The organism is Crossiella sp. SN42, from assembly GCF_023897065.1.
GTDB lineage: Bacteria > Actinomycetota > Actinomycetes > Mycobacteriales > Pseudonocardiaceae > Crossiella.
Genome location: NZ_JAMHIV010000020.1, coordinates 12857 through 31767 on the forward strand (window position 1 = coordinate 12857; position 18911 = coordinate 31767).

The 18911-nt window shown below is 71.9% G+C and carries 20 protein-coding genes; 5 read left to right on the forward strand and 15 right to left on the reverse strand.

Translation table 11 applies throughout. The annotated features are described in order from the left end of the window. The 7 genes from M8C13_RS23830 to M8C13_RS23860 form a co-directional block, all read right to left on the reverse strand. Positions 1–492, reverse strand: coding sequence for a hypothetical protein (locus tag M8C13_RS23830; RefSeq protein WP_252482902.1), 492 nt, complete (start codon positions 490–492; stop codon positions 1–3). After that, positions 489–2183, reverse strand: coding sequence for a PHP domain-containing protein (locus M8C13_RS23835; protein WP_252482903.1), 1695 nt, complete (start codon positions 2181–2183; stop codon positions 489–491). The genes M8C13_RS23830 and M8C13_RS23835 overlap by 4 nt, the downstream gene beginning before the upstream one ends. Before the next feature lie 86 nt (positions 2184–2269). Continuing rightward, a complete protein-coding gene (locus M8C13_RS23840; RefSeq protein WP_252482904.1) occupies positions 2270–4021 on the reverse strand; it encodes a PHP domain-containing protein in 1752 nt (583 codons plus the stop codon). 33 nt (positions 4022–4054) lie between these two features. Further along, positions 4055–4819: a methyltransferase domain-containing protein gene (locus M8C13_RS23845; RefSeq protein WP_252482905.1), complete on the reverse strand. Its 765-nt coding sequence runs from the start codon at positions 4817–4819 to the stop codon at positions 4055–4057. After that, positions 4816–6003: an MAB_1171c family putative transporter gene (locus M8C13_RS23850; protein ID WP_252482906.1), complete on the reverse strand. Its 1188-nt coding sequence runs from the start codon at positions 6001–6003 to the stop codon at positions 4816–4818. The genes M8C13_RS23845 and M8C13_RS23850 overlap by 4 nt, the downstream gene beginning before the upstream one ends. Continuing rightward, positions 5981–6511 (reverse strand): hypothetical protein, encoded by a 531-nt coding sequence (locus M8C13_RS23855; protein ID WP_252482907.1) that lies wholly within the window; start codon positions 6509–6511, stop codon positions 5981–5983. The genes M8C13_RS23850 and M8C13_RS23855 overlap by 23 nt, the downstream gene beginning before the upstream one ends. Before the next feature lie 63 nt (positions 6512–6574). Next, complete coding sequence (locus M8C13_RS23860) at positions 6575–7048, reverse strand: hypothetical protein (protein WP_252482908.1); 474 nt, start codon at positions 7046–7048, stop codon at positions 6575–6577. 470 nt (positions 7049–7518) lie between these two features. Between M8C13_RS23860 and M8C13_RS23865 the strand changes: the two genes are divergently transcribed. The 3 genes from M8C13_RS23865 to M8C13_RS23875 are packed head-to-tail and all read left to right on the forward strand — an operon-like array spanning position 7519 to position 9099. Further along, entirely contained in the window at positions 7519–7863 is a 345-nt protein-coding gene (locus tag M8C13_RS23865) for a hypothetical protein (protein WP_252482909.1), read from the forward strand. 22 nt (positions 7864–7885) lie between these two features. Further along, the gene (locus M8C13_RS23870; protein ID WP_252482910.1) at positions 7886–8464 is read left to right on the forward strand and encodes a DUF3558 domain-containing protein; all 579 of its coding nucleotides are present in this window, start codon (positions 7886–7888) and stop codon (positions 8462–8464) included. A gap of 53 nt (positions 8465–8517) precedes the next feature. Continuing rightward, a complete protein-coding gene (locus tag M8C13_RS23875; protein ID WP_308202855.1) occupies positions 8518–9099 on the forward strand; it encodes a DUF3558 domain-containing protein in 582 nt (193 codons plus the stop codon). Positions 9100–9139: 40 nt separating this feature from the next. On the opposite strand, the gene M8C13_RS23880 is transcribed toward M8C13_RS23875, so the two are convergent. From M8C13_RS23880 to M8C13_RS23900, 5 genes are all read right to left on the reverse strand, one after another. Next, a complete protein-coding gene (locus M8C13_RS23880) occupies positions 9140–9769 on the reverse strand; it encodes a lytic polysaccharide monooxygenase (RefSeq protein ID WP_252482912.1) in 630 nt (209 codons plus the stop codon). A gap of 121 nt (positions 9770–9890) precedes the next feature. After that, positions 9891–10916, reverse strand: coding sequence for a class I SAM-dependent methyltransferase (locus M8C13_RS23885; RefSeq protein ID WP_252482913.1), 1026 nt, complete (start codon positions 10914–10916; stop codon positions 9891–9893). 5 nt (positions 10917–10921) lie between these two features. Then, positions 10922–12745: a class I SAM-dependent methyltransferase gene (locus M8C13_RS23890; protein ID WP_252482914.1), complete on the reverse strand. Its 1824-nt coding sequence runs from the start codon at positions 12743–12745 to the stop codon at positions 10922–10924. A gap of 140 nt (positions 12746–12885) precedes the next feature. After that, the gene (locus M8C13_RS23895; RefSeq protein WP_252482915.1) at positions 12886–13392 is read right to left on the reverse strand and encodes a hypothetical protein; all 507 of its coding nucleotides are present in this window, start codon (positions 13390–13392) and stop codon (positions 12886–12888) included. Positions 13393–13594: 202 nt separating this feature from the next. Continuing rightward, positions 13595–14305 (reverse strand): helix-turn-helix transcriptional regulator, encoded by a 711-nt coding sequence (locus M8C13_RS23900; protein ID WP_252482916.1) that lies wholly within the window; start codon positions 14303–14305, stop codon positions 13595–13597. Positions 14306–14404: 99 nt separating this feature from the next. Between M8C13_RS23900 and M8C13_RS23905 the strand changes: the two genes are divergently transcribed. Further along, positions 14405–14794: a VOC family protein gene (locus M8C13_RS23905; RefSeq protein WP_252482917.1), complete on the forward strand. Its 390-nt coding sequence runs from the start codon at positions 14405–14407 to the stop codon at positions 14792–14794. Positions 14795–14836: 42 nt separating this feature from the next. Then, positions 14837–15058 carry an ASCH domain-containing protein gene (locus M8C13_RS23910; protein ID WP_252482918.1) on the forward strand — a complete coding sequence of 74 codons (222 nt, stop codon included), beginning with the start codon at positions 14837–14839 and terminating at the stop codon, positions 15056–15058. Positions 15059–15093: 35 nt separating this feature from the next. On the opposite strand, the gene M8C13_RS45520 is transcribed toward M8C13_RS23910, so the two are convergent. The 3 genes from M8C13_RS45520 to M8C13_RS23925 are packed head-to-tail and all read right to left on the reverse strand — an operon-like array spanning position 15094 to position 18910. Further along, on the reverse strand, positions 15094–16941 hold the full coding sequence (locus M8C13_RS45520) for a methyltransferase domain-containing protein (protein ID WP_252482919.1): 1848 nt from the start codon (positions 16939–16941) through the stop codon (positions 15094–15096). Then, positions 16938–18110, reverse strand: a complete 1173-nt coding sequence (locus tag M8C13_RS23920; RefSeq protein WP_252482920.1) for a glycosyltransferase — start codon at positions 18108–18110, stop codon at positions 16938–16940. The genes M8C13_RS45520 and M8C13_RS23920 overlap by 4 nt, the downstream gene beginning before the upstream one ends. After that, on the reverse strand, positions 18107–18910 hold the full coding sequence (locus M8C13_RS23925) for an alpha/beta fold hydrolase (protein WP_252482921.1): 804 nt from the start codon (positions 18908–18910) through the stop codon (positions 18107–18109). Before M8C13_RS23925 ends, M8C13_RS23920 begins: the two co-directional genes overlap by 4 nt. Between the last annotated feature and the right edge of the window lies 1 nt (position 18911).

Here is an 18911-nt window from a genome sequence, read left to right on the forward strand (position 1 = left end):
CTAGTGGTCGACGCAGCAGGGCGTCGGGTTGGGCACCTCGAACGGCGCCAGGCCCTCGCCCGCCGGGGTGACGGTCAGCGTGAGCACGCCCTCGCGCCACTCCGGGCGGACGTGGTCCCTGGTGTGCAGCACCGCCTCCGGCGCGGGCTCGGGACCGCCGAGCACCGCGATCCGCTCGACCGCGGTCTCCAGCACCCGCGCCACCGGCACCGCCCCGGTCAGCCCGGCCGAGCCGGGGAAGATCACCGCCCGGCCGCCGGTCCGGGACCGGTGCTCGGCCGCGGCCAGCTCCGCCCCCGGCGAGTCGTCGGCGGGCAGCTCGCCCGGGTAGCCCGCCGGGGCCGCGAAGGACAGCGCCACGTGCGGGGTCTCCGTGCGCACGAAGTGCGTGCACACGCAGACCTCCTCGGGCAGCGCGAACTCCGCGACCAGCTCGCGGGCCAGGTGGTCGGCCGCGGCCAGGTCCTTGCTGCCGCGGTCGACCCCGGTCACCAGGGCAGCGCCCAGATCGGGTTGGTGTAGAACCACAGATCCCTCCACGGGTCAGCGTCGCCGATGACGTCCATGGCCGGACCGTGCGGGTCCACCGAAGCCCCGCGCAACCCGACCGCCTGCCGGTTGCCGTCCGTGCCGCGCAGCCGCAGGTAGTACGGGCTGTCCAACCTGCCCAGCTGGTGCACGATCCGGAGTGTGCCTTCCTGCCGCACCTCGAAGGCCTGGGTGACCTTGGTGTCCGGGGCGGTGGTGGCGTCCCGCTCGGTGACCGGCCCGGTGACCTTGCCCTGGATCAGGTCCACCCGCGCCAGTTTGGGCACGAAGCTGGCCCAGTTCGGCAGCCGGGCCGCCTCGATGGTGATCACCAGTTCGAGCTTGGTGCCGCGGCGGGCGTGCAGGACCCCGCCCAGGGGCACCGACTGCTGGCCCCAGCGGTCGGCGGTGCGCAGCTGCACGTCCAGGCCCGCGACCAGCGCGCCGTGGTCGACCCACACCCGGCCGGCGCGGATCGCTTCCAGGACCGCGCCGTAGGAGTGGTCCCTGGCGCCGACGTGGGTGCGGCTGTAGTAGCCGGGGAAGAAGTCGCCGGCGTCGAGGTCGGGCTTGCCGCCGTGCACCGGGTCGCTGTGCTTGCCGTTGGCGTTGTAGTCGCTGTTCGGGCCGCGCACGGCGGTGTCGGCGTAGACCTTGTGCGAGTCGGAGTTCGCGGTGACCCACCAGGGTTTGCCCTCGGCGAGCAGGCTGTCCCAGAGGCCGCCGACGGTGGCGGTCATCCAGTCGAAACCGCCGAAGGTCCGGTAGGACTCCAGCGGATAGCCGGGCCAGGAGTCCGGGCCGGGGCTGGCGTCGTAGAGGCCGCGCGCGCCGCCGGGGCCGTTCGGCTTGGGGATGCCCGCGGCCTGGTGGCCGGGCGCGCCCTCCATGCCGACCGCGATCCTGGGCTGGGCGTCCCGCCAGCCGCGGATCTCGTGCGGGGAGTCCAGGCCCTTGCGCGAGGGGTGGTTGGCCAGGAACAGCACGTCCTCGATCCGCCTGCGCCCCACCGCGTCGGCCAGGAAGTTGAGGCCGGAGATGGCCAGCGCCTCGTTGGCCGGGGTGGCCGCGCCGGCGTTGCGGGTGCGGCCGTCGAAGCCGGTCTCGAACTCCTTGAGCACCGCGACCTCGTTGCGGCCGGGGTGCACGATCACGGTGCCGTGCTCGGCGGCCGGGATGTTCCACTCCAGGCCCTGGAACACCAGCGTCTCGGTGTCCTTGCGGGCGGCCACGATGTCCGGGTTGACCTTGTCCACACCGAGCTTGGCGTGCACCGGCCCGCCGTGGTCGGTGATCACCACCCAGTCCAGCCCGTGCGCGCCCGCGTGCCGGACCTGGTCGATCACCCGGTACTTGCCGTCGTCGCTGTACTGGGTGTGGATGTGGTGGTCCCCGGCCAGCCACCGGTAGCCGCCGCGCGGCGGCCGGGCCGAGGGCGCGGCCGCCGCGGTGCCCGCCAGCACGGTCGAGCTCGCGGCCAGCCCGGCGCCGAGCAGCCCGGCGCGGCGCAGCATCGAGCGCCGGGACAGCTCGGCCGGGCTCAGCGCCTCGTCCGGCACCGCCCGGTCGAGCACCGCGGCCGGGTCCGACGGCTCCTCGGTGTGAGCGTGTTCATGCTGGTGCGCATGTGGATGGTGGTGATGTCCGTGGCCCATGAGCGCACAGCTTCAGCGGGCCGGGTGAACACCGGGCGAACCGGCAGGGTCCCCCCGGTGGCCACCCGGTCCCGCTTCGGCCGCACTCACACCGGCACCGCCCAGATCGGGTTGGTGTAGAACCACAGGTCCCGCCACGGGTCGGCGTCGTGCGGCACGTCCATGGCCGGTCCGTGTGGGTCGACCGCGGCCCCGCGCAGGCCGACGGCCTGCCGGTTGCCGTCGGTGCCGCGCAGCCGCAGGTAGATCGGCCCGTCCAGGGCGCCGATCCGGTAGACGAAGTGCACCTTGCCCTGCCGGTCGCCGACCTCGAAGGCCTTGACCACCTTGGTGTCCGGGGCGGTGGAGGCGTCCCGGTCGGTGACCGGCCCGGTGACCTTGCCCTGGATGACGTCCACCCGCGCCAGCTTGGGCACGAAGTGCGCCCAGTTCGGCAGCCGCGCCTGGTCCACGGTGATCACCAGCTCCACCGGGGTGCCGCGGCGCGCGGTGAGCGTGCCGCCCAGGGTGGCCGAGTGCTGCAGGCCGTGCCCGGCGGTGCGCAGCCGCACGTCCAGGCCGGCCACCAGCGCGCCGTGGTCGACCCAGACCCGCCCGGCGCGGATGCCGTGCATCACCGCGCTGTAGCTGAAGTCGGTGGCGCCGACGTGGGTGCGGCTGTAGTAGCCGGGGAAGAAGTCGACCTCGTTGAGGTCCGGCGCGCCGCCGTGCACCGGGTCCGGCCACTTGCCGTCGCGGTCGAAGTCGCCGCCGGGGCCGCGCACCGCGGCGTCGGCGTAGATGGTGTGCGAGTCGGAGTTCGCGGTGATCCACCACGGCTTGCCCTCAGCGAGCAGGCTGTCCCAGACGCCGCCGACGGTGGCGGTCATCCAGTCGAAGCCGCCGTAGGTGCGGTAGGACTCCAGCGGGTAGCCGGGCCAGGAGTCCGGGCCGGGGCTGGCGTCGTAGTAGCCGCGGAACAGGCCGGGCCCGTGCGGCTTGGGGATGCCGGCGGCCTGGTGGCCGGGCGCGCCTTCCATGCCGACCGCGATGTGCGGCGCGGCGTCCCGCCAGTTGCGCAGCTCGTGCGGGGAGTCCCAGCCCTTGCGCGCGGGGTGGTTGGCCAGGAACAGGATGTCCTCGACCCGCTTGCGCTTGACCGCGTCGGCCAGGAAGTTCACCCCGGCGATGGCCAGGGTCTCATTGGCCGGGGTGCCGCTCAGCGCGTTCTTCAGGATGCCGTCGTAGTTGTTGACGAACTCCTTGAGCACGGCGACCTCGCCGTCCCCGCCGGGGTGCACGATCACGGTGCCGTGCTCGGCGGCCGGCACGTTCCACTCCATGCCGTGGAAGACCAGCGCGTCCGGCACGTCCTTGCGCGCGGCCAGGATGTCCGGGTGGATCTTCTCCACGCCGATCCGGGCGTGCGTGGTGCCGCCGTGGTCGGTGATCACCATCCAGTCCAGGCCGTAGTTGCGGCCGTGCCGGACCTGGTCGATCACCCGGTAGCGGCCGTCCAGGCTGTACTGGGTGTGGATGTGGTGGTCCCCGGCCAGCCACCGGTAGCCGTTGCGCGGCGGCCGGGGCTGCCCGCGGCCGGGGTCGGCGGCCGCGGCCCCGGTGAGCACCGAGGACCCGGCGGCCAGGCCCGCGCCGAGCAGGCCGGCCCGGCGCAGCATGGACCGGCGGGACAGCTGGCCGGGGCTCAGCTCGGAGTCGGGGATCGCCAGGTCGACCGCGTGGTCGGGACCGGCCTGGAGCTCGTGCTCGTGGTCATGGCCGTGCTCGTGATCGTGGTCGTGCTGGTGCCCATGACCGTGGCCGTGCCCATGGCCGTGCCCGTGGTGGTGATGACCCATCGACAAACTCCCCAGTGCGAGATCAGCCGGGGGTCAGCCGACGGCGCGCCCCCACACGGAGATCGTGAACTGTGGGATGTCAATGAAGGTAGGGCTGTTCAACAATCTCTCAAATTCCGCCATATCGGACTCGCTGACCAGCCCTTCGGCTAGCATCACAGGCTTGACCTGTGCCACCAGCGGACGCCAGCGGTCCTTGTCCAGGTTGCCCATGCTGCCCAGCGTCCCGGTGTAGCCGACCTCGCCCAGCCCGGCCCCGGCCAGCAGCGCGGGCAGGCCGCGCGCCCAGTGCAGGTCCGCGCCGTGCCGGGCGTAGACCTGTTCGTAGGCGGCCATGATCCGCCGCACCACCGGGAACGGCGAGGTCTCCGCGGGCAGCTGGTAGGGGTCGGTGACCACCAGCCAGCCGCCCGGCTTGAGCCAGCTCGCCGCCCTGCGCACCACCTCGTCGCGTTCGGGCAGGTGGCAGAGCAGGTAGCGGGCGTGCACCAGGTCGAACCGGCCGGGCGCGTAGCCGGGGTCGGTGATGTCGGCCTGCTGCGCCGCCTCGCCCAGGTCGGTCAGGTAGCGGGTGTCGATGTCGTTGGCCACGACCGTCCCCTGTGGACACTGCTCGGCCAGCCACCTGGCGATCGAACCGGCGCCCGCGCCGAGGTCCAGGCAGTGCCAGTCCGGTTGCAGCCCAAGGGATTCCAGCACGCGGTGGGTGCCGGCGTCGGCGGCCCGCTGGATCGAGGCGAGCCGGTCGTGCTCGGTGGCGGAGTCCTTGCCCAGCGCGCTGTCGGTGTAGCGGCTCACGCCCGCTTCCCCGCGCCCTGGTCCGAGCCGGCCGCCTCGAAGGTGGCCACCCACGGCTGGGTCCGCGCCCGCGCCACCGCGAGCAGGAAGTGGATCTCGCTGGGCAGCCCGTCCCCGGGCAGTTGCGCCACATCCAGGGGGTTCGGGTCCGGGGCCACCCCGGCGTTCTTGGCCCGCCGGGCCGCGGCCAGCCAGCACGCGGTCACCGCCGCCTGCCGCTGCGCCGGGGGCACTCCGGCGGCCTCGACGTGCGCCTGCGCCCGCCGCACCGTCTCCGGGCTGACGTAGTCGCGCAGGATCAGCATCGCGTCCCTGATCTCGATGACCCGCCGGTACAGCCGCAGGTAGGTCGAGTGCGGGGTGCCCAGCAGGTCGCGGGCACGGGCCTGCGGCCTGCTCAGCGCGACGTGCGGCACCTCCTCGATCAGGTCCCGCCACAGCGGCCACAGCCGCCACAGCGCGCGCATGTTGCGCACCATCTGCCCGGTGTCGAGCACCAGCGGCAGCGCCGCGCCCGCGGTCATCAGCACCGCGGTCAGGCCGATGTTGAGCGCGGAGTACTGGCCAATCCAGCGTTCGCCGGTGAACAGCACGTAGAGCATGGTCAGCCAGAAGAACGCCGACACCGCGAAGGCCGCGGCGAAGAGGCCGAGCCCGATCCGCAGCGAGGAGTCCTGCTTGGCCTGGTGGGCATAGCGCAGGCACAGCAGCAGGCAGGGGATCTTGGCCACCAGGTGCGCGGCGATGATGATCCACCAGAACGTGGAGTACCACTGCGCCTGGTTGGTGGTGACGCAGCCCTCGTCGTTGGGGAAGACGGTCAGGTTGAGCGCCACCAGGGTCACCAGCACCGCCGCGGTGCCGCCGTAGACCAGCTTCGCCCGGCGCCTGCCCAGCGCGCCGAGCACGAAGTCCAGCACCAGCGCGGAGCTGAACACGCCCCACAGGTTGGTGAACAGGCCACAGCCGGCGATCACGATGCCCGGCAACGCGTTCAGCGCGGAGAGCACCGGGGCGAGGTAGATGGTGATGGAGCCCGCCATGCCCACCACGGCGAGCAACAGCATCCGCTGCTGGCGGGACCTCCTGGCCGCGGGGATCCGCAGCAGGATGACCAGCCACATCGCCAGCACGCCGTACAGCTGGACCTGCGTGCCCAGCTCATAGACCGAAATTGTCCCCACGCCCCTTGTTGCGGATCCCCAGTGCGGCTTCCAGTTCCCCCAGTGCCCCGCCCGCGGCCGACGGCCCGGTGCGGGTGCCGGCGGCGGTGCGGATCAGGCTGGCCACCAGCTCGGCTTCCTGCTCCTGCTGGCTGGTGTAGTTGGTGCGCGCGAGCAGCCGTTCGATCAGCTCGGGGCTGAGGTCGGGCAGGAGCTTCGACAGCGACACCTGCCCGCCCTCCTCGGCGGCCTCGTGGTCGCAGAGGATGTGCCCGATCTCGTGCAGGATGATGTGTTCCCGGTGCAGCGGGGTGGTCTTCTCCTCGACGTAGATCTCGTCGTGGGTCTCGGTGGCGATCCACAGCCCACAGGCGTTGACCACCATGCCATTGGGCAGCGCCAGCAGGTGGATCGGCCGCCCGCGCTGCGCGGCCAGCTCCGCCACCAGGGCGTCGACCGAGAAGGGGACCGGCAGGGTCAGTCCGTCGACCAGCGCCTGGCATCTCTTGCGGATCTGCCGAGTGGTCATCGCCTCGCCATATTTTCCGATGGGACACCTGCGGAACGAGCAGACATGCCTCATACCGGGCGGCTATCCGTCTGATTCTGGTCGCCGGTCGCGGCCGGTGTCCAGTGGGGGCAGCCGCTCGATCTTGCGGGCCTGGGTGAGCATGGTCAGGATCGAGTCCAGCGTCGCGTCGGAGAGCCCCTCGGCCCGCAGCGCGATCGAGCGGACCTTCTGGTTGCGCAGCGCCAGGGCCAGCTCCAGCTGGGTGTCGATGCGCGCGGCCACCTCGTCGTTGAGGAAGTACTCGCTGGGCACGCCGAAGAACTCCGCGAGCGTGGCCAGGGTGCCCTGGGTGAGGTTGCGCTTCTTCCCGGTGGCCAGCTCCCACAGGTAGGTGTTGGAGATGGAGGACCGGGTCTTCTCACGGATCTCCTGCGCCAGCTTGGCGAAGCCGGGACGCGTGCGCTTGTCCGGGTACAGCGTCGCGATCAGGTGGTTGATCTTGCGCGCGAGCTGCCCCTCCGCGGGTTCGAGCCCTTCGTTCTGGCCGGGATCCATACGAGCCGTTTCCTCGATGTCGGTGGCGGACGCGACGTGGTCGAGTGTCCGCCATGGCGAATCAGGAGTACGCCCTGATTGTTCACGCGTCCGCCAGGGTTGACAACCCGCCCGTCGGTGAGCGTACGCTAATGCGGTCATCACGTCCGCTCCAGCGGATGGCGGGAGAACGAGAGGTACCTGGGGGTCTTCTCCGTTCGTGGCGATCCCGCTTGCAGCGCACCGCGTCCGACACCGTGGTTCGCTGGTTCTGGGGAAGGAACCGCTGTGCCCGGGGTTACGAGGGAAGGCACAGCGGTTCTTCCAGCGCGCTCCCACCTTCTCCAGCCGCCGTCCGGGTGATGTTGTCCCCGGGGTGAGTGCATCCTGTGCCGATCGGCTCCGTTGGCGGCGAAGCTTTCGTTAGGGTGCCCTTGGGAGAGATTTGCCAGGGGACGGGGGAAATTGCCATGGCTCCTCGGGAGACCAAGGTGTCGATCGACTTCGGCGGGGGTTCGAAGTTCACGGTCGACGTGGCACAGCTGGATGGGCTGATCAAGGGGTTGACGGAAGCTAGGGTGAAGGTCGACGCCATCGGCCGCTTGGCGGCGTCCACGAGACAGATGACGAGTCCGCCGAGCGAAGAGGACTACAGCAGAGGTGCGATCCGTCAGATCATCGAGCGCACCGTTGATGACCGGGATGGCACGCACACCAGAGCCAACCAGGCGTATTCCGACGCGCTCGATACGATGATTCAGAAGCTGACGGCGGTCCGTGACCAGTACGCCGGGACCGAGGGTGTCAACCAGAACAAGCTGAGGCCAGGGGGCTGATTTGATCCGGCAAGGATCTCGGGTGCTCATCGCGACGGGGACGGCAGCCGGTTTGCTGCTCGCTGGTTGTGGCGGGCCGTCCACGCCGAGCGTCACGACCACCAGCAGTGGGGTCACAACGTCGAGTTCGGTGCCGAGTGATGTGCCGACGGTGCCGTCGCCTGATCTGGACACCAGCCGGTTTGCCGCTGATCCGTGCGGAATGCTCACCACGGAGCAGGTCAAGCAGGTCGGGGCCGGTGTGCGTGGTGTCCCAGAGGAGAATCCGCTCGGCCCATCCTGTGTCTGGAACGGCAAAGACAGCGCGGCGCGGAACACCTTCGCGGTCACGGTGAACAATCAGATCGGGCTCGCCGATATGTACGCGCGTAAGTCGAGTTTCCGGGTATGGGAACCGGCCAAGGTGGGGGACCGGCCTGCGGTGATCGCGATGGATGACGATGTCCGCAGCATGGGACATTGCCGTCTGGACATAGCCACGGCGCAGAAGACCATGGTCAACATCGACGTTCGGCTCTCGGTGGCGGCGTCGGATCGTGGCAATCCGTGTCCGCGGGCGACCACGATCGGCGAGATGGTGCTCGCCACGTTGAAGGGCTGAGGGGTTCTCCACCGAAAGCAGGGGGGCTGGTTGTGATCCGTCAAGGATCTCGGGTGTTTCTCGGGATCTGTGTTGTTGCTGGGTTGTCGCTAGCGGGCTGTGGGGGCTTGTCTGGCTCGAACGCCACCACAGTCACGAGTGGGATGGCGCCCACGTCGAGTTCGGTGCCGAGTGATGTGCCGACGGTGCCGTCGCCTGATCTGGACACCAGCCGGTTTGCCGCTGATCCGTGCGGAATGCTCACCACGGAGCAGGTCAAGCAGGTCGGGGCTGGTGTGCGAGGCAAGACCGAGGAGAACCCGCTAGGTCCCTCGTGTGTCTGGAATGCCGCATCCACGGCAGCGAAGAACAACTTCGCGGTGACGGTGAACAACCAGATCGGGCTCGCCGATATGTACGCGCGCAAGGCGAACTTCCGACTGTGGGAGCCGACCAGGGTGGGAGACCGCCCGGCGGTGTTCGCGATCGATGACGATATCCGGAACATGGGGCTGTGCCGCTTGGACATCGCCACGGCGCAAAAGACCTTGGTCAACATCGATGTCCGGCTGTCGCCGAGCGCGACGGACTACACCAACCCGTGTCCACGAGCCACCGCCATCGGCGAGATGGTGCTAGCCACGCTCAAGGGCTGAGAAGAGCCGCTGCGCCGAAAAGCGCAGCGGCTCTCGTGGCTCAGCGGAAGTTCACGTCCGAGCAGGTGTAGAACGCCTCCGGACTGTCCGAACGCTGCCAGATCGAGTAGATCAGGTGGCGTCCGCTCTTTCCCGCCGGCAGCCGCGCACTCAGCTGGTAGCTCCCATTCGCCAACGGCGGATCCGCCTGCGTGTGGAACCGTTCCAGGTCAGACCACTGGAGCGGCGAGCCCGGGTGGTAGCCGTCGCGGGTGACGTACAGCTCGAACTGCCCGCGATGGGGTACCGCGGCCCGGTACTGCCAGCTGACCGATGCGCCCGCGGTCAGTTGGGTGGTGGCCCAGTCGGGGCGGGCCAGGTCCAGGCCGCGGTACTTGTCGCGGCCGGCGCTGCACAGCTTGCCGTTGGGGATGAGGGTGCGGTGGTTGCCTGCGGCGTTGGCGAGGTTGACCTCGTGCCAGTCGTAGAAGGCCTGGGTGCCGCCGGTGGCCACGGCGGCTTTGCAGGCGGCTGAGGTGGGGTTTTCCGGGTTGTCGTGCCAGCGGCACTGGTAGGCGCGGCTGACCGGGGACAGCATGGTGCCGTGGGCGGCGGCGGGGTGGGCGCCGAGGACGGTGAGCAGTGTGGGCACCAGGGCGAGCAGGAGCAGCCCTCGTCGGCGTGTGGTCATGGCCTCGTCCTTCGATGTCAGGGAAGCTCGAAGGTCCCCCGCGGCGGCGGAAGGGCTGGGAGACAACGATTGCCATGCTGTCTGGTCTAGTCCAATTACACCAGGGGCTGACTGGAGTAGTTCAGCTCTTGCGGGCGACCAGCCGGTAGTTGTGGTGCAGCCGGTAGCGGCGGGCCAGTGGGCTGAGCAGCCAGCTGGCCGCCGCGGCCAGGGCGACCAGCGGCACCGTCACCAGCAGGCCGAGGGCCCTGGCGAGCTGCCCGGTCCTGGTCGGGCGGGGCAGCCAGGGGCGGTCCGGCGGGGGGATCAGCTCGCCGAGCAGGTGCATCGCCGCGCTGGTCAGGCCGTGGGAGCGGGCCGGGTCGTCGGTGGTCTCGCTGAGCACGGTGAAGCCCAGCTCGGTGAGCGCGGCGCGCAGGTTCGCCCTCGGCGCGAAGTGCAGGTGCTGCGGCTGCATCCAGCCGATCCAGTAGCGGCCGGTGAGCTTGGGCCACGCCGACTCCGGGTCGGGCACCTCGACCAGCAGCAGGCCGCCCGGGCGCAGCACCTTCATCGCGGCCTCCAGCTCGCGCCGCGGGTCGGTGCTGTGCTCCAGGTAGTGGTGCATGCTGACCACGTCGTAGCGCTCGGCCAGTTCCGGGGCCAGCGCGGGGAACTCGCCGCGGTAGCCGCGCCGGATCCAGCCCCGGTCGCGGGCCAGCTCCACCCCGCCGCCGAAGTCCAGGCCGTCGAAGCTGGTGCGCGGCAACACCTTCCGCGCGGTGCGGCAGAAGTGGCCGTGTCCGCAGCCGACGTCCAGCCAGCTGGCCGGGTCGGCGTGCGGCACGATCAGCGCGGCGCGTTCCCGGTACTGCCGGGTCTGCACGCTGAAGGTGATGTCCATCACCCGCTCGCCGAGGCCGTCGTAGAAGTCGCGGTAGTAGAAGGCCAGGCCCGCGGCGGACAGGCGGGGGTTCTGGAAGACGTGCGCGCAGTCGGCGCAGCGGTCCAGCCGGAAGCGGCCCGGCTTGCGCTGCACCAGGTCCGGGCTGCGCAGCAGCAGCGTGATCCGGGTCGAGCCGCACCACGGGCAGGTGGCCCGGCGCGGTTCGAAGAACCTGGCCACACCCTCGGCCAGCTCGGCGGCGTACTCCGCTCGTCTGTCCATTGTGGTCAGTCCCGGCGGGCGATCACGCGGTAGGCGTTGCACATCCGCAGGCCCTCGGTGAACGGCTCCAGCAGGCTGCCGGCCACCCCGGCGGCCAGCAGCAGCGGCGCGCCCGCGGTGAGCACCGCGCCGCGGGCGGCCCGCCGCAGCGGGGTCGGCGCGGACGGGTGCCAGGGCTGGTCGGCGCGGGGGGCGAGGTCGTTGATCAGCAGCCAGGACGCGACCACCAGGTCGGGTGCGCCCGCCTCCCGGCGCTGGGTGCCGACCACGGTGAAGCCCAGTTCGGCGAGTGTGGCGCGCAGGTTGCCCAGCGGGAAGAAGTTGAGGTGCTGCGGCTGCACCCAGCCGCCCCAGTAGCGGCCCAGCAACCGGCCCAGCCTGCACTCCGGGTCGGGCACGTCGATCACCAGGTGCCCGCCCGGCTTGAGCGCGGTGCGCGCGGCCAGCAGCTCGGCGACCGGGTCGGTGGCGTGCTCCAGGTAGTGGAACATGCTGACCGCGTCGTAGTTCCCGGCCAGGCCGGGCGCCAGCTCGGTGAACAGCCCCCGGTAGGCGCGCTGCAGGATTCCGCGCCGCTGGGCCTGCTCCACGCCGCTGCTGAGGTCGAGGCCGTCGAAGGTGGTCTGCGGCCAGATCTCCTTGGCCTGGTTGCAGAAGTGCCCGTGCCCGGTGCCCACGTCCAGCCAGCGCTCGGGTTTGCCGTGCCGCAGCAGCGAGCGGGCCTGGTTGAGGAAGTACTCCCGGCGGGTGGCGAACAGCGACTGCACGGCGTGCTCGTTGAGACCGTCGTAGGCGTCCCGGTAGTAGAACTCCAGCCCAGCCTGGTTGAGCTGGGGGTTCTGGAACACGTGCCCGCAGGAGCGGCACTCGTCGAGGGCGAACCGGCCCGGCTTGTGCCCGTGCAGGTCCCCGGTCACCAGCCTGCGCCGCAGCTGCGCCGAGCCGCACCACGGGCAGTCCCGGCGCGGCCGGTGGAAGAAGCGGCCGGTGCCCGCGGCCAGGTCAGCGCGGTAGGCGATCCGGCTGGTGGCGATCGCGGCGGTGCGCTCGGCGCGGGCCGGGGCGGTGACCACGAGGGTGCGCACCAGCCGGGCAGGCTCGGCCACGACCCTGGTCAGGCAGGCGCGGGGCAGGTCAGCTGGCTTGAGCGCGCGGCTGCCCGCGAAGACCAGCAGCGGCTGCGCCGACCAGGCGGCCAGCAGTCCGGCTGCCCACTTCCGGCCGGTCAGCGCGGTGGCGGCGAGCGCGGTCAGCACCGCGGCGCGCAGCAGCAGCTGGGTTTTCAGGCCGGGGCCGTGCGCGGCCTGCTGGATGGCGGCGTCCTGGGCGCGCACGGCGGGGGCGGCGGACAGGCCGGGGGCGACCGCGAAGGCGGTGTCGGCCGGGGCGTGCAGCTTGAGCTCCAGCGCGGCCGTGGCCAGCTCGGGGGCGCTGGGCCGGGCGGGCAGGCCGACCTTGGCGAGCAGGCCGGCGTCGGCGGCGATGGCGTGCGCCGCGGTGCGGCCCGCGGTCAGCCGGTCCAGCCGGCAGGTCGCCGGATCGACCTCCCGCAGCAGGTCAAGGGCCTGCGCGGTGGGCAGGTCGGCGGGCACCAGGTCGAGGCTGGCGAGCTGTTCGCGGTGGCGGTGCGCCTGCGCGGCGGCCTGGGTGGCCGCGGTCAGGGTGACGCCCTCGGCGACGGCCACCGCGCCCTCGTGCGCCGGGCCGGGCTGCTCGCGCAGCACCGGCAGGGCGGCCAGCCGCCTGCGCAGCTGCGCGGTCTCGGCGGCGAGCAACCCCAGGACGGCGACGTGCACCAGGCGGCGGACCCAGCGAGGACGTGGCGACATGTGCGAAATCCTGCGCCGCCAGGGCCGGGATTCCGATCATCGTCAGCGTGTCGCGCCGGTTACCGCCCAATCGAGTCGGCTCGCCGGGTGCGCGCGGCCTTGCTCGTCCACAATGGACTATTTGGCCGCGCGCCCGCTGGTCACGGTTCCTGGAACACGACCTGGGGGATCGGCGCCGCGGAGCGCGACGGCGTGGCCGGCGGCGGCGGCGCGAACTGCGGCTGCTGCACCGGCACGTGCCGCACCTCCGGCTGCGGCGCCGGGCGCGCGGGCGCGGCCACGACGGGCTGCTCGGTCTTCGGCGCTGCGCTCGTCGAAGCCGCAACCACCGGAGCCTGGGCCTTCGCGGCGGCGGGCTGGCGCTCGGCCACCGGCTTCTGCTCCGGCGCGGTCTTCGCGTCGATCGCGTTGCGCGCCGCGGTGATCCACAGCCGCTGCATGTGCTCGTCCCGGCTGCCCTTGATCGTGACGAGCAGTCCGGAGAAGGCACTGCGCAGCTTGGCCGCCAGCGCGGGGCGTTCCCGGATGACCGTCCACAAGGGATGCTGTGCCGGAAGACGGGCCGCGGCGAGGCGCTGGGCATTCACACGAAGTTCCGCGGTGGGCAGTTCAGCCCATGCCACAACGGTCTCGGCATCAAAGGTCACTGGATCAACTCTCTCAGTTACCGTTCCCACCTGCGGGCAGGTGCTCCCGAGATCGGGGAGATGACACCATTCTGACAGAAACCCGGCCGGGGCGGCCACGAACGGCACGCCGATTCACCGATGTGATGCGAAACTTGTTGCCCGATAGGGCATTTCCGGCATCAACGCCAAGTAGAGTCGGCGCCGGTGCGTGCCGATCACGTCACCCTCCGGGCGGTGAGCTGGGCGGATGTCCGGCCAGCCGGCGGAACTCGCGGGCCAGGTGAGCCTGGTCGGCGTAGCCGTGTGCGGCCGCCCGATCGGCCAGGTTGCCCTGGTTGTCCCGCAGAACTCGCTGGAAGCGCAGGATTCGCGCCAGTGTTTTCGGACCGTATCCGACCGCGGCGGCGACCCGGCGGCGCAGGCTTCGTTCGGACACGCCGAGCCGGTCGGCCAGTGCCAATACCGATAAAGGATTGGGCACGTCAAGAGCCCGGCTGGCGGTCATGACCACCGGATCCAGCGCACCGGCCTCCGGTAGTCGTCCGATCGCAATCCGTTGCACAAGTCCGCCGATGGTGCGGGCGTCCGGTTCGCCGTCGAACCGCTCGGCCAGCCCGCGCGCACCCCACAGGTCCTCGACGTCCACGGTCCGGTCCCGCAGCTGTTCCGCCGGGGTCCGGCCGAGCAGCAGTGAACCGGCGCCCGGCCGCAGCCGCAGGCCCACCACCAGGCCGCCGGGCGGGAGCTGGGCCAGCCGCCACCGGGTGTCCGCGCCGACCACCACCAGCCGCCCGTGCAGCCACAACAGGTCCATGCAGCCATCCGGCAGCACCCGCTGCGCCCTGGCCAGCCCGCCGGTCCGGTCGGTCCACAGGCAGGCCGCGTGCGCGCGCAGCGCGCCGTCCGGGCGGTACTCCCGGTACCCGCTCATCGCCTGCCCTCCCGACCGGTCGGCTGGCTGGCCGTTTCGTTCAAGACGGTAGTTGCCCGGACGGCCTAGCGTGGGGGCGACCCGTCAAGGAGGAAGCACATGACACCGCGTTTCGCCGTGGTCGAGATCCTGGTCGCCGACATGGCCAGGTCGCTGGCGTTCTACCGGGAGCTGGGGCTGGCGCTGCCCGCCTCGGCCGATGCCGAGCCGCACGTGGAGCACGAGCTGCCCGGCGGCCTCAAGCTGGCCTGGGACACCGAGGCCACGGTCGCCTCGTTCACCCCGGACTTCACCCCGCCGACCAGCCGCGGCCGGATCAGCCTGGCCTTCCAGCTGGACACCCCGGCCGAGGTGGACGAGCTGCACGACCGCCTGGTCGGTCTGGGCCACAAGAGCGAGCTGACTCCGTTCGACGCGTTCTGGGGCCAGCGCTACGCCGTGGTCGAGGACCCCGACGGCAACGGCATCGACCTGTTCGCCACCCGCTAGAGCGGCCCGGCCCGCCGTTCGGTTGACGCCTAGGCTCCTGGCATGACCGAGCACGAGCTGCCTGCCGCGGAGTTCGGCTTCCCCGGCCCGCTGCGTGACCGCCTCGTCGCCGCGATCCTCGCGGGCCGGAAGACCTCCACCTCGGCGCTGCTGCTGAGCTACCAGCGCACCGGCACCCCACTGCCGGAGACAGGGCAGCGGCGGGCGGTGCTGGACTCCGCAGGCCGGTCGGCAGGGGTGATCGAGCTGACCGCGGTGCGGTGACCCCGGGCGGGTGAGGCCGCCCGGGGTCGCGCCGGTCAGTCCTTGCGGGCGAGCAGGCGGTAGGCGCTGGAGGCGCCGTACTTCTTCGACAGCGGGGAGAGCAGCCGGTCGGTCAGCGCCGCGGTGACCAGCGCCGGGGCCGCCGCGATCATCGCCGCGGTCCGCCCGGCCTTGGCGCCGGGGGTCGGCGGCTGGGGCGCCCAGGGCGCGTTGTCGCGGGGGGCGTAGTGGTTGACCGCGTTCCAGGCGGCGCCGACCAGGTCGAGCGGCTCGTGGGGTTCGCCGCGTTGTTCGGCGACCACGGTGAAGCCCATCTCGGACAGGGCGGCGCGCAGGTTGCCGATCGGCACGAAGTGCAGGTGCTGGGGCTGGAGCCAGGGCAGCCACCACTTGCCGAGCAGCTTGCCCCAGCGGGACTCCGGGTCCGGCACCTCGATCATCAGGTGGCCGCCGGGCTTGAGCACCTTGAGCGCGGCCTCCAGCTCCTGGCGCGGGTCCCGGCTGTGTTCCAGGTAGTGGTACATGCTGACCACGTCGTAGCTCTCGTGGATCTCGGCGGCCAGCTCCGGGAACAGGCCCCGGTAGCCGCGGTCGACCCAGCCGCGGTGCTCGGCCAGCTCCACGCCCTCGGTGATGTCCAGGCCGTCGAAGGTGGTCTGCGGCCACACCTGGCGGGCGGCGTTGCAGAAGTGCCCGTGCCCGGTGCCCACGTCCAGCCAGGACTCCGGTTCGGCGAAGGGCCGCAGCATCTCCGCGCGCGGCCGGTAGGCGACTCCGCGGGCGGCGAAGAGCTTGTCCAGCTTGTCCTCGCCGAGGCCGTCGTAGAAGTCGCGGTAGTAGAAGTCCAGTCCGGCGATGGTCAGCCGCGGGTTCTGGAAGATGTGCGTGCAGGCCCGGCAGCGGTCCAGGGTGAACTCGCCCGGCTTGTGCTGCAACAGGTCCGGCAGCCGCAGGTGGGTGGCCAGGTCGGTGCTGCCGCACCACGGGCAGTCGGCGCGGCGTGGCTCGAAGAACTTGGCCACCCCGTCGGCCAGCTCGGCCAGGTAGGCCGGGCGCAGCCTGGTCACCGGGTCCGGATCGTCCGAAGTGGACAGTCGGGCCTCGGAGATGGCGGCCAGCAGGCGTTTCGGCTCGGCGACGACCCGGCGCACGCTGTAGGAGAGCAGGTCGACCGGCTTGAGGCTGCGGCTGCCGGCGAAGACCACGGCGGGCTGGGCGGACCAGGCGGCCAGCAGCGCGGCCGTCCAGCCGGGGCCGAGCACCGAGCTGCCTGCCATGATGGCCAGCCAGCCCAGCCGGGGCCCGAGCTCGCCGGCGGTCTTGCGGCCGTGGTAGCGGGCCAGGATCCGGGCGTCGTCCTCGACGATCTCCGGCGAGCTGGTCAGCCGGGGGCTGACCACCAGGTCGGTGCTGTCGGGGGCGTGCAGCTTGAGCTTGGCCGCGGCGTGGCCGAGCTCGGCGGCGTCCCGGCCGCCGTGGCCTGCCGGATAGCCCGCGGCGTGCAGCACGCCGTCGTCGGCGAGCACCGCGTGCCAGGCGCCGGCGCCCCTGGCCTGCCGGTCGGTGCGGTAGTTGGCCGGGTCCACGGTGCGCAGCAGGTCCATGGCCTGCGCGGTGGGCAGGTCGCGGGGCACCAGTTCCAGCGCGCACAGGCCCTCGGCCTTGGCGTGCGCGCGGGCGGCGTTGAGGGTGGGGCCGTCCACGGTGACGCCGTCGGCGTGCAGCAGGCGGTACCGGTCGTCCCCGGGGGCCGGGCGTTCCGGCAGGGTGCGCAAACCGGCCAGGCGACGGCGCAGCGCGGCGGTGTCGAGCACCAGACCGGCCAGGAGCGCGGCCTGGACGCCACGGCGCAACCAGGTCCGGGCAGTGGAACGCGGGCTCACTCGGAGATCCTTCCGATGGCGATGGGTGCGGCGAGCTCCTCCAGGCGCAGCGCGGCGGCCTGCGAGCCACCCGCGGCGATGAAGGACTGGGCGAGGCGGCGGGCGGCCTCGCGGTGACCCGGCTCGTCGAGCACGGTGGCGACCGCGTCCCTGATGTGCGCGGCGCCTGCCCTGGTGAACCGCAGGCGGATGCCCGCCCCGGCGTCGGCGACCTGTTGCGCGATCACCGGCTGGTCGTCCCTGATCGGCGCCACCACCAGGGGCAGGCCGTGGCTGAGGGACTCGCAGACGGTGTTGTGCCCGGCGTGGCAGACCACCGCGTCGACCTTGGGCAGCAGCGCCAGCTGCGGCACCCTGGTCGCGGTGATCACGTTGTCCGGCACCGAGGTCACCGTGCCCGCCGGGTCGACCAGCACGGCCTGGACCCGGTCGGCCAGCTCGCCCATGGCCTCGGCGGCCGCGCGCAGGAACCGCTCCCCGGCGTCGGCGTTGGCGGTGCCCAGACTGATCAGCACCTTCGCCCGCTGGTCCAGTCGTTCCCACGGAAACGGTGTGGGGTCAGGGCGTTCGGTGATCGACGGGCCGACGAAGGCGACCCGGTCGAAGGCGGGGTCCAGCTCTCCCACCAGTTCCCTGGTGGTGAAGGCGAGGGTCAGGTGCGGGGAGTAGCGCAGGTCGGTCTCCCCGGCCACCGCGGCCCGCGCCCGCATCCCGGCCATGGTCTCCTGGACCCATTCCACGACCTTCGGCATGCCGCGCAACGGGTCGGTGAACTCCGCGGAGGTGGTCGCCGAGGTCGCCCAGGGCAGCCCGAGCCGCAGCGCGGCCAGCGCGCCGGCCATCGCCTGCTGGTCCACCACCAGGACATCCGGCTGGAACTCGCCGATCGCGGCCTCCACGTCGGGCAGCATCGACTCGGCCAGCGGGACCAGGAACTGCTCCCACAGGAACTTCAGCGCCCCCGGCCCGCGCAGGTCAGCCGGGCGTTCCTCGACCTGCGTGGGGGTGGCGCAGTCGTAGACCTTCGCCGCCGGCCCGGTGAGCTGGCGGAGGAACTCGGCGTGTCCCGCCCAGGCCACCTGGTGCCCGCGCGCGGAGAGCGCCGCGCCGAGCCCGATGGTCGGGTTGACGTGCCCGAACAGTGGCGGGACCACAAAAAGTACTCTCACACCCCGACCTTCGCCCCGTGTCCGGCCAGCCAGTCCAGCAGCAGCTCCCGCATCACCTTGGGCGCCTCCACCAGCACCGAGTGCTCCTGTCCCGGCACGATCACCGTGCGGCAGTGCGGCAACGCGGCTTCCAGCGCCGGCGCCTGCTCGGCCAGGTCGGACTCGCTGCCGTACACCGCGAGCACCGGCGCGGTGATGCCCGCGACCTGCTCGGCGGTGAGCACCGGCCCGGTGGGCAGCTCGTCGGCGATCGCGGTGGCGTGCAGCATCTTCCCGGCGGCCTTGGCCAGCTTGGAGGTGTGCCCGCCCCGGTTCTCGGTGATCCACTCCAGCGCTTCGGCCTGCTGCAGCTGTTCGCGGGCCCGGCCCAGCATCTCGGCCATCTTCACCGACCAGGCCTGGCTGGTCGGCTCGGACTCGATCACCACGATGCTGGCCACCCGCGCGGGGTGGGCGACGGCGAAGCTGAAGGAGACCGTGCCGCCGTAGGAGTTGCCGACCAGGTGCACCGGCCCGGTGATCTCCAGCTCGTCCAGCAGCGCGGTCAGGTCGGCCACCGCGTCGGAGACCCGGTAGCCGTGCTCGGCGCGCTCGCTGCGGCCGTGGCCGCGCAGGTCGTAGGCCACCACCTGGTGTCCCGCCGCGGCCACCGGCCCGGCCAGGGTGAAGTAGAAGCTGGCCAGGCTGTCGGTGCCCAGGCCGTGGACGAACACCACGGTCGGCGGGTCGGCCGCCGTGGTGTTCTTGGCCGCCATCCGCTGCACGTGCATGCGGATGCCGTTAGCCTGTACGACCGCCAAG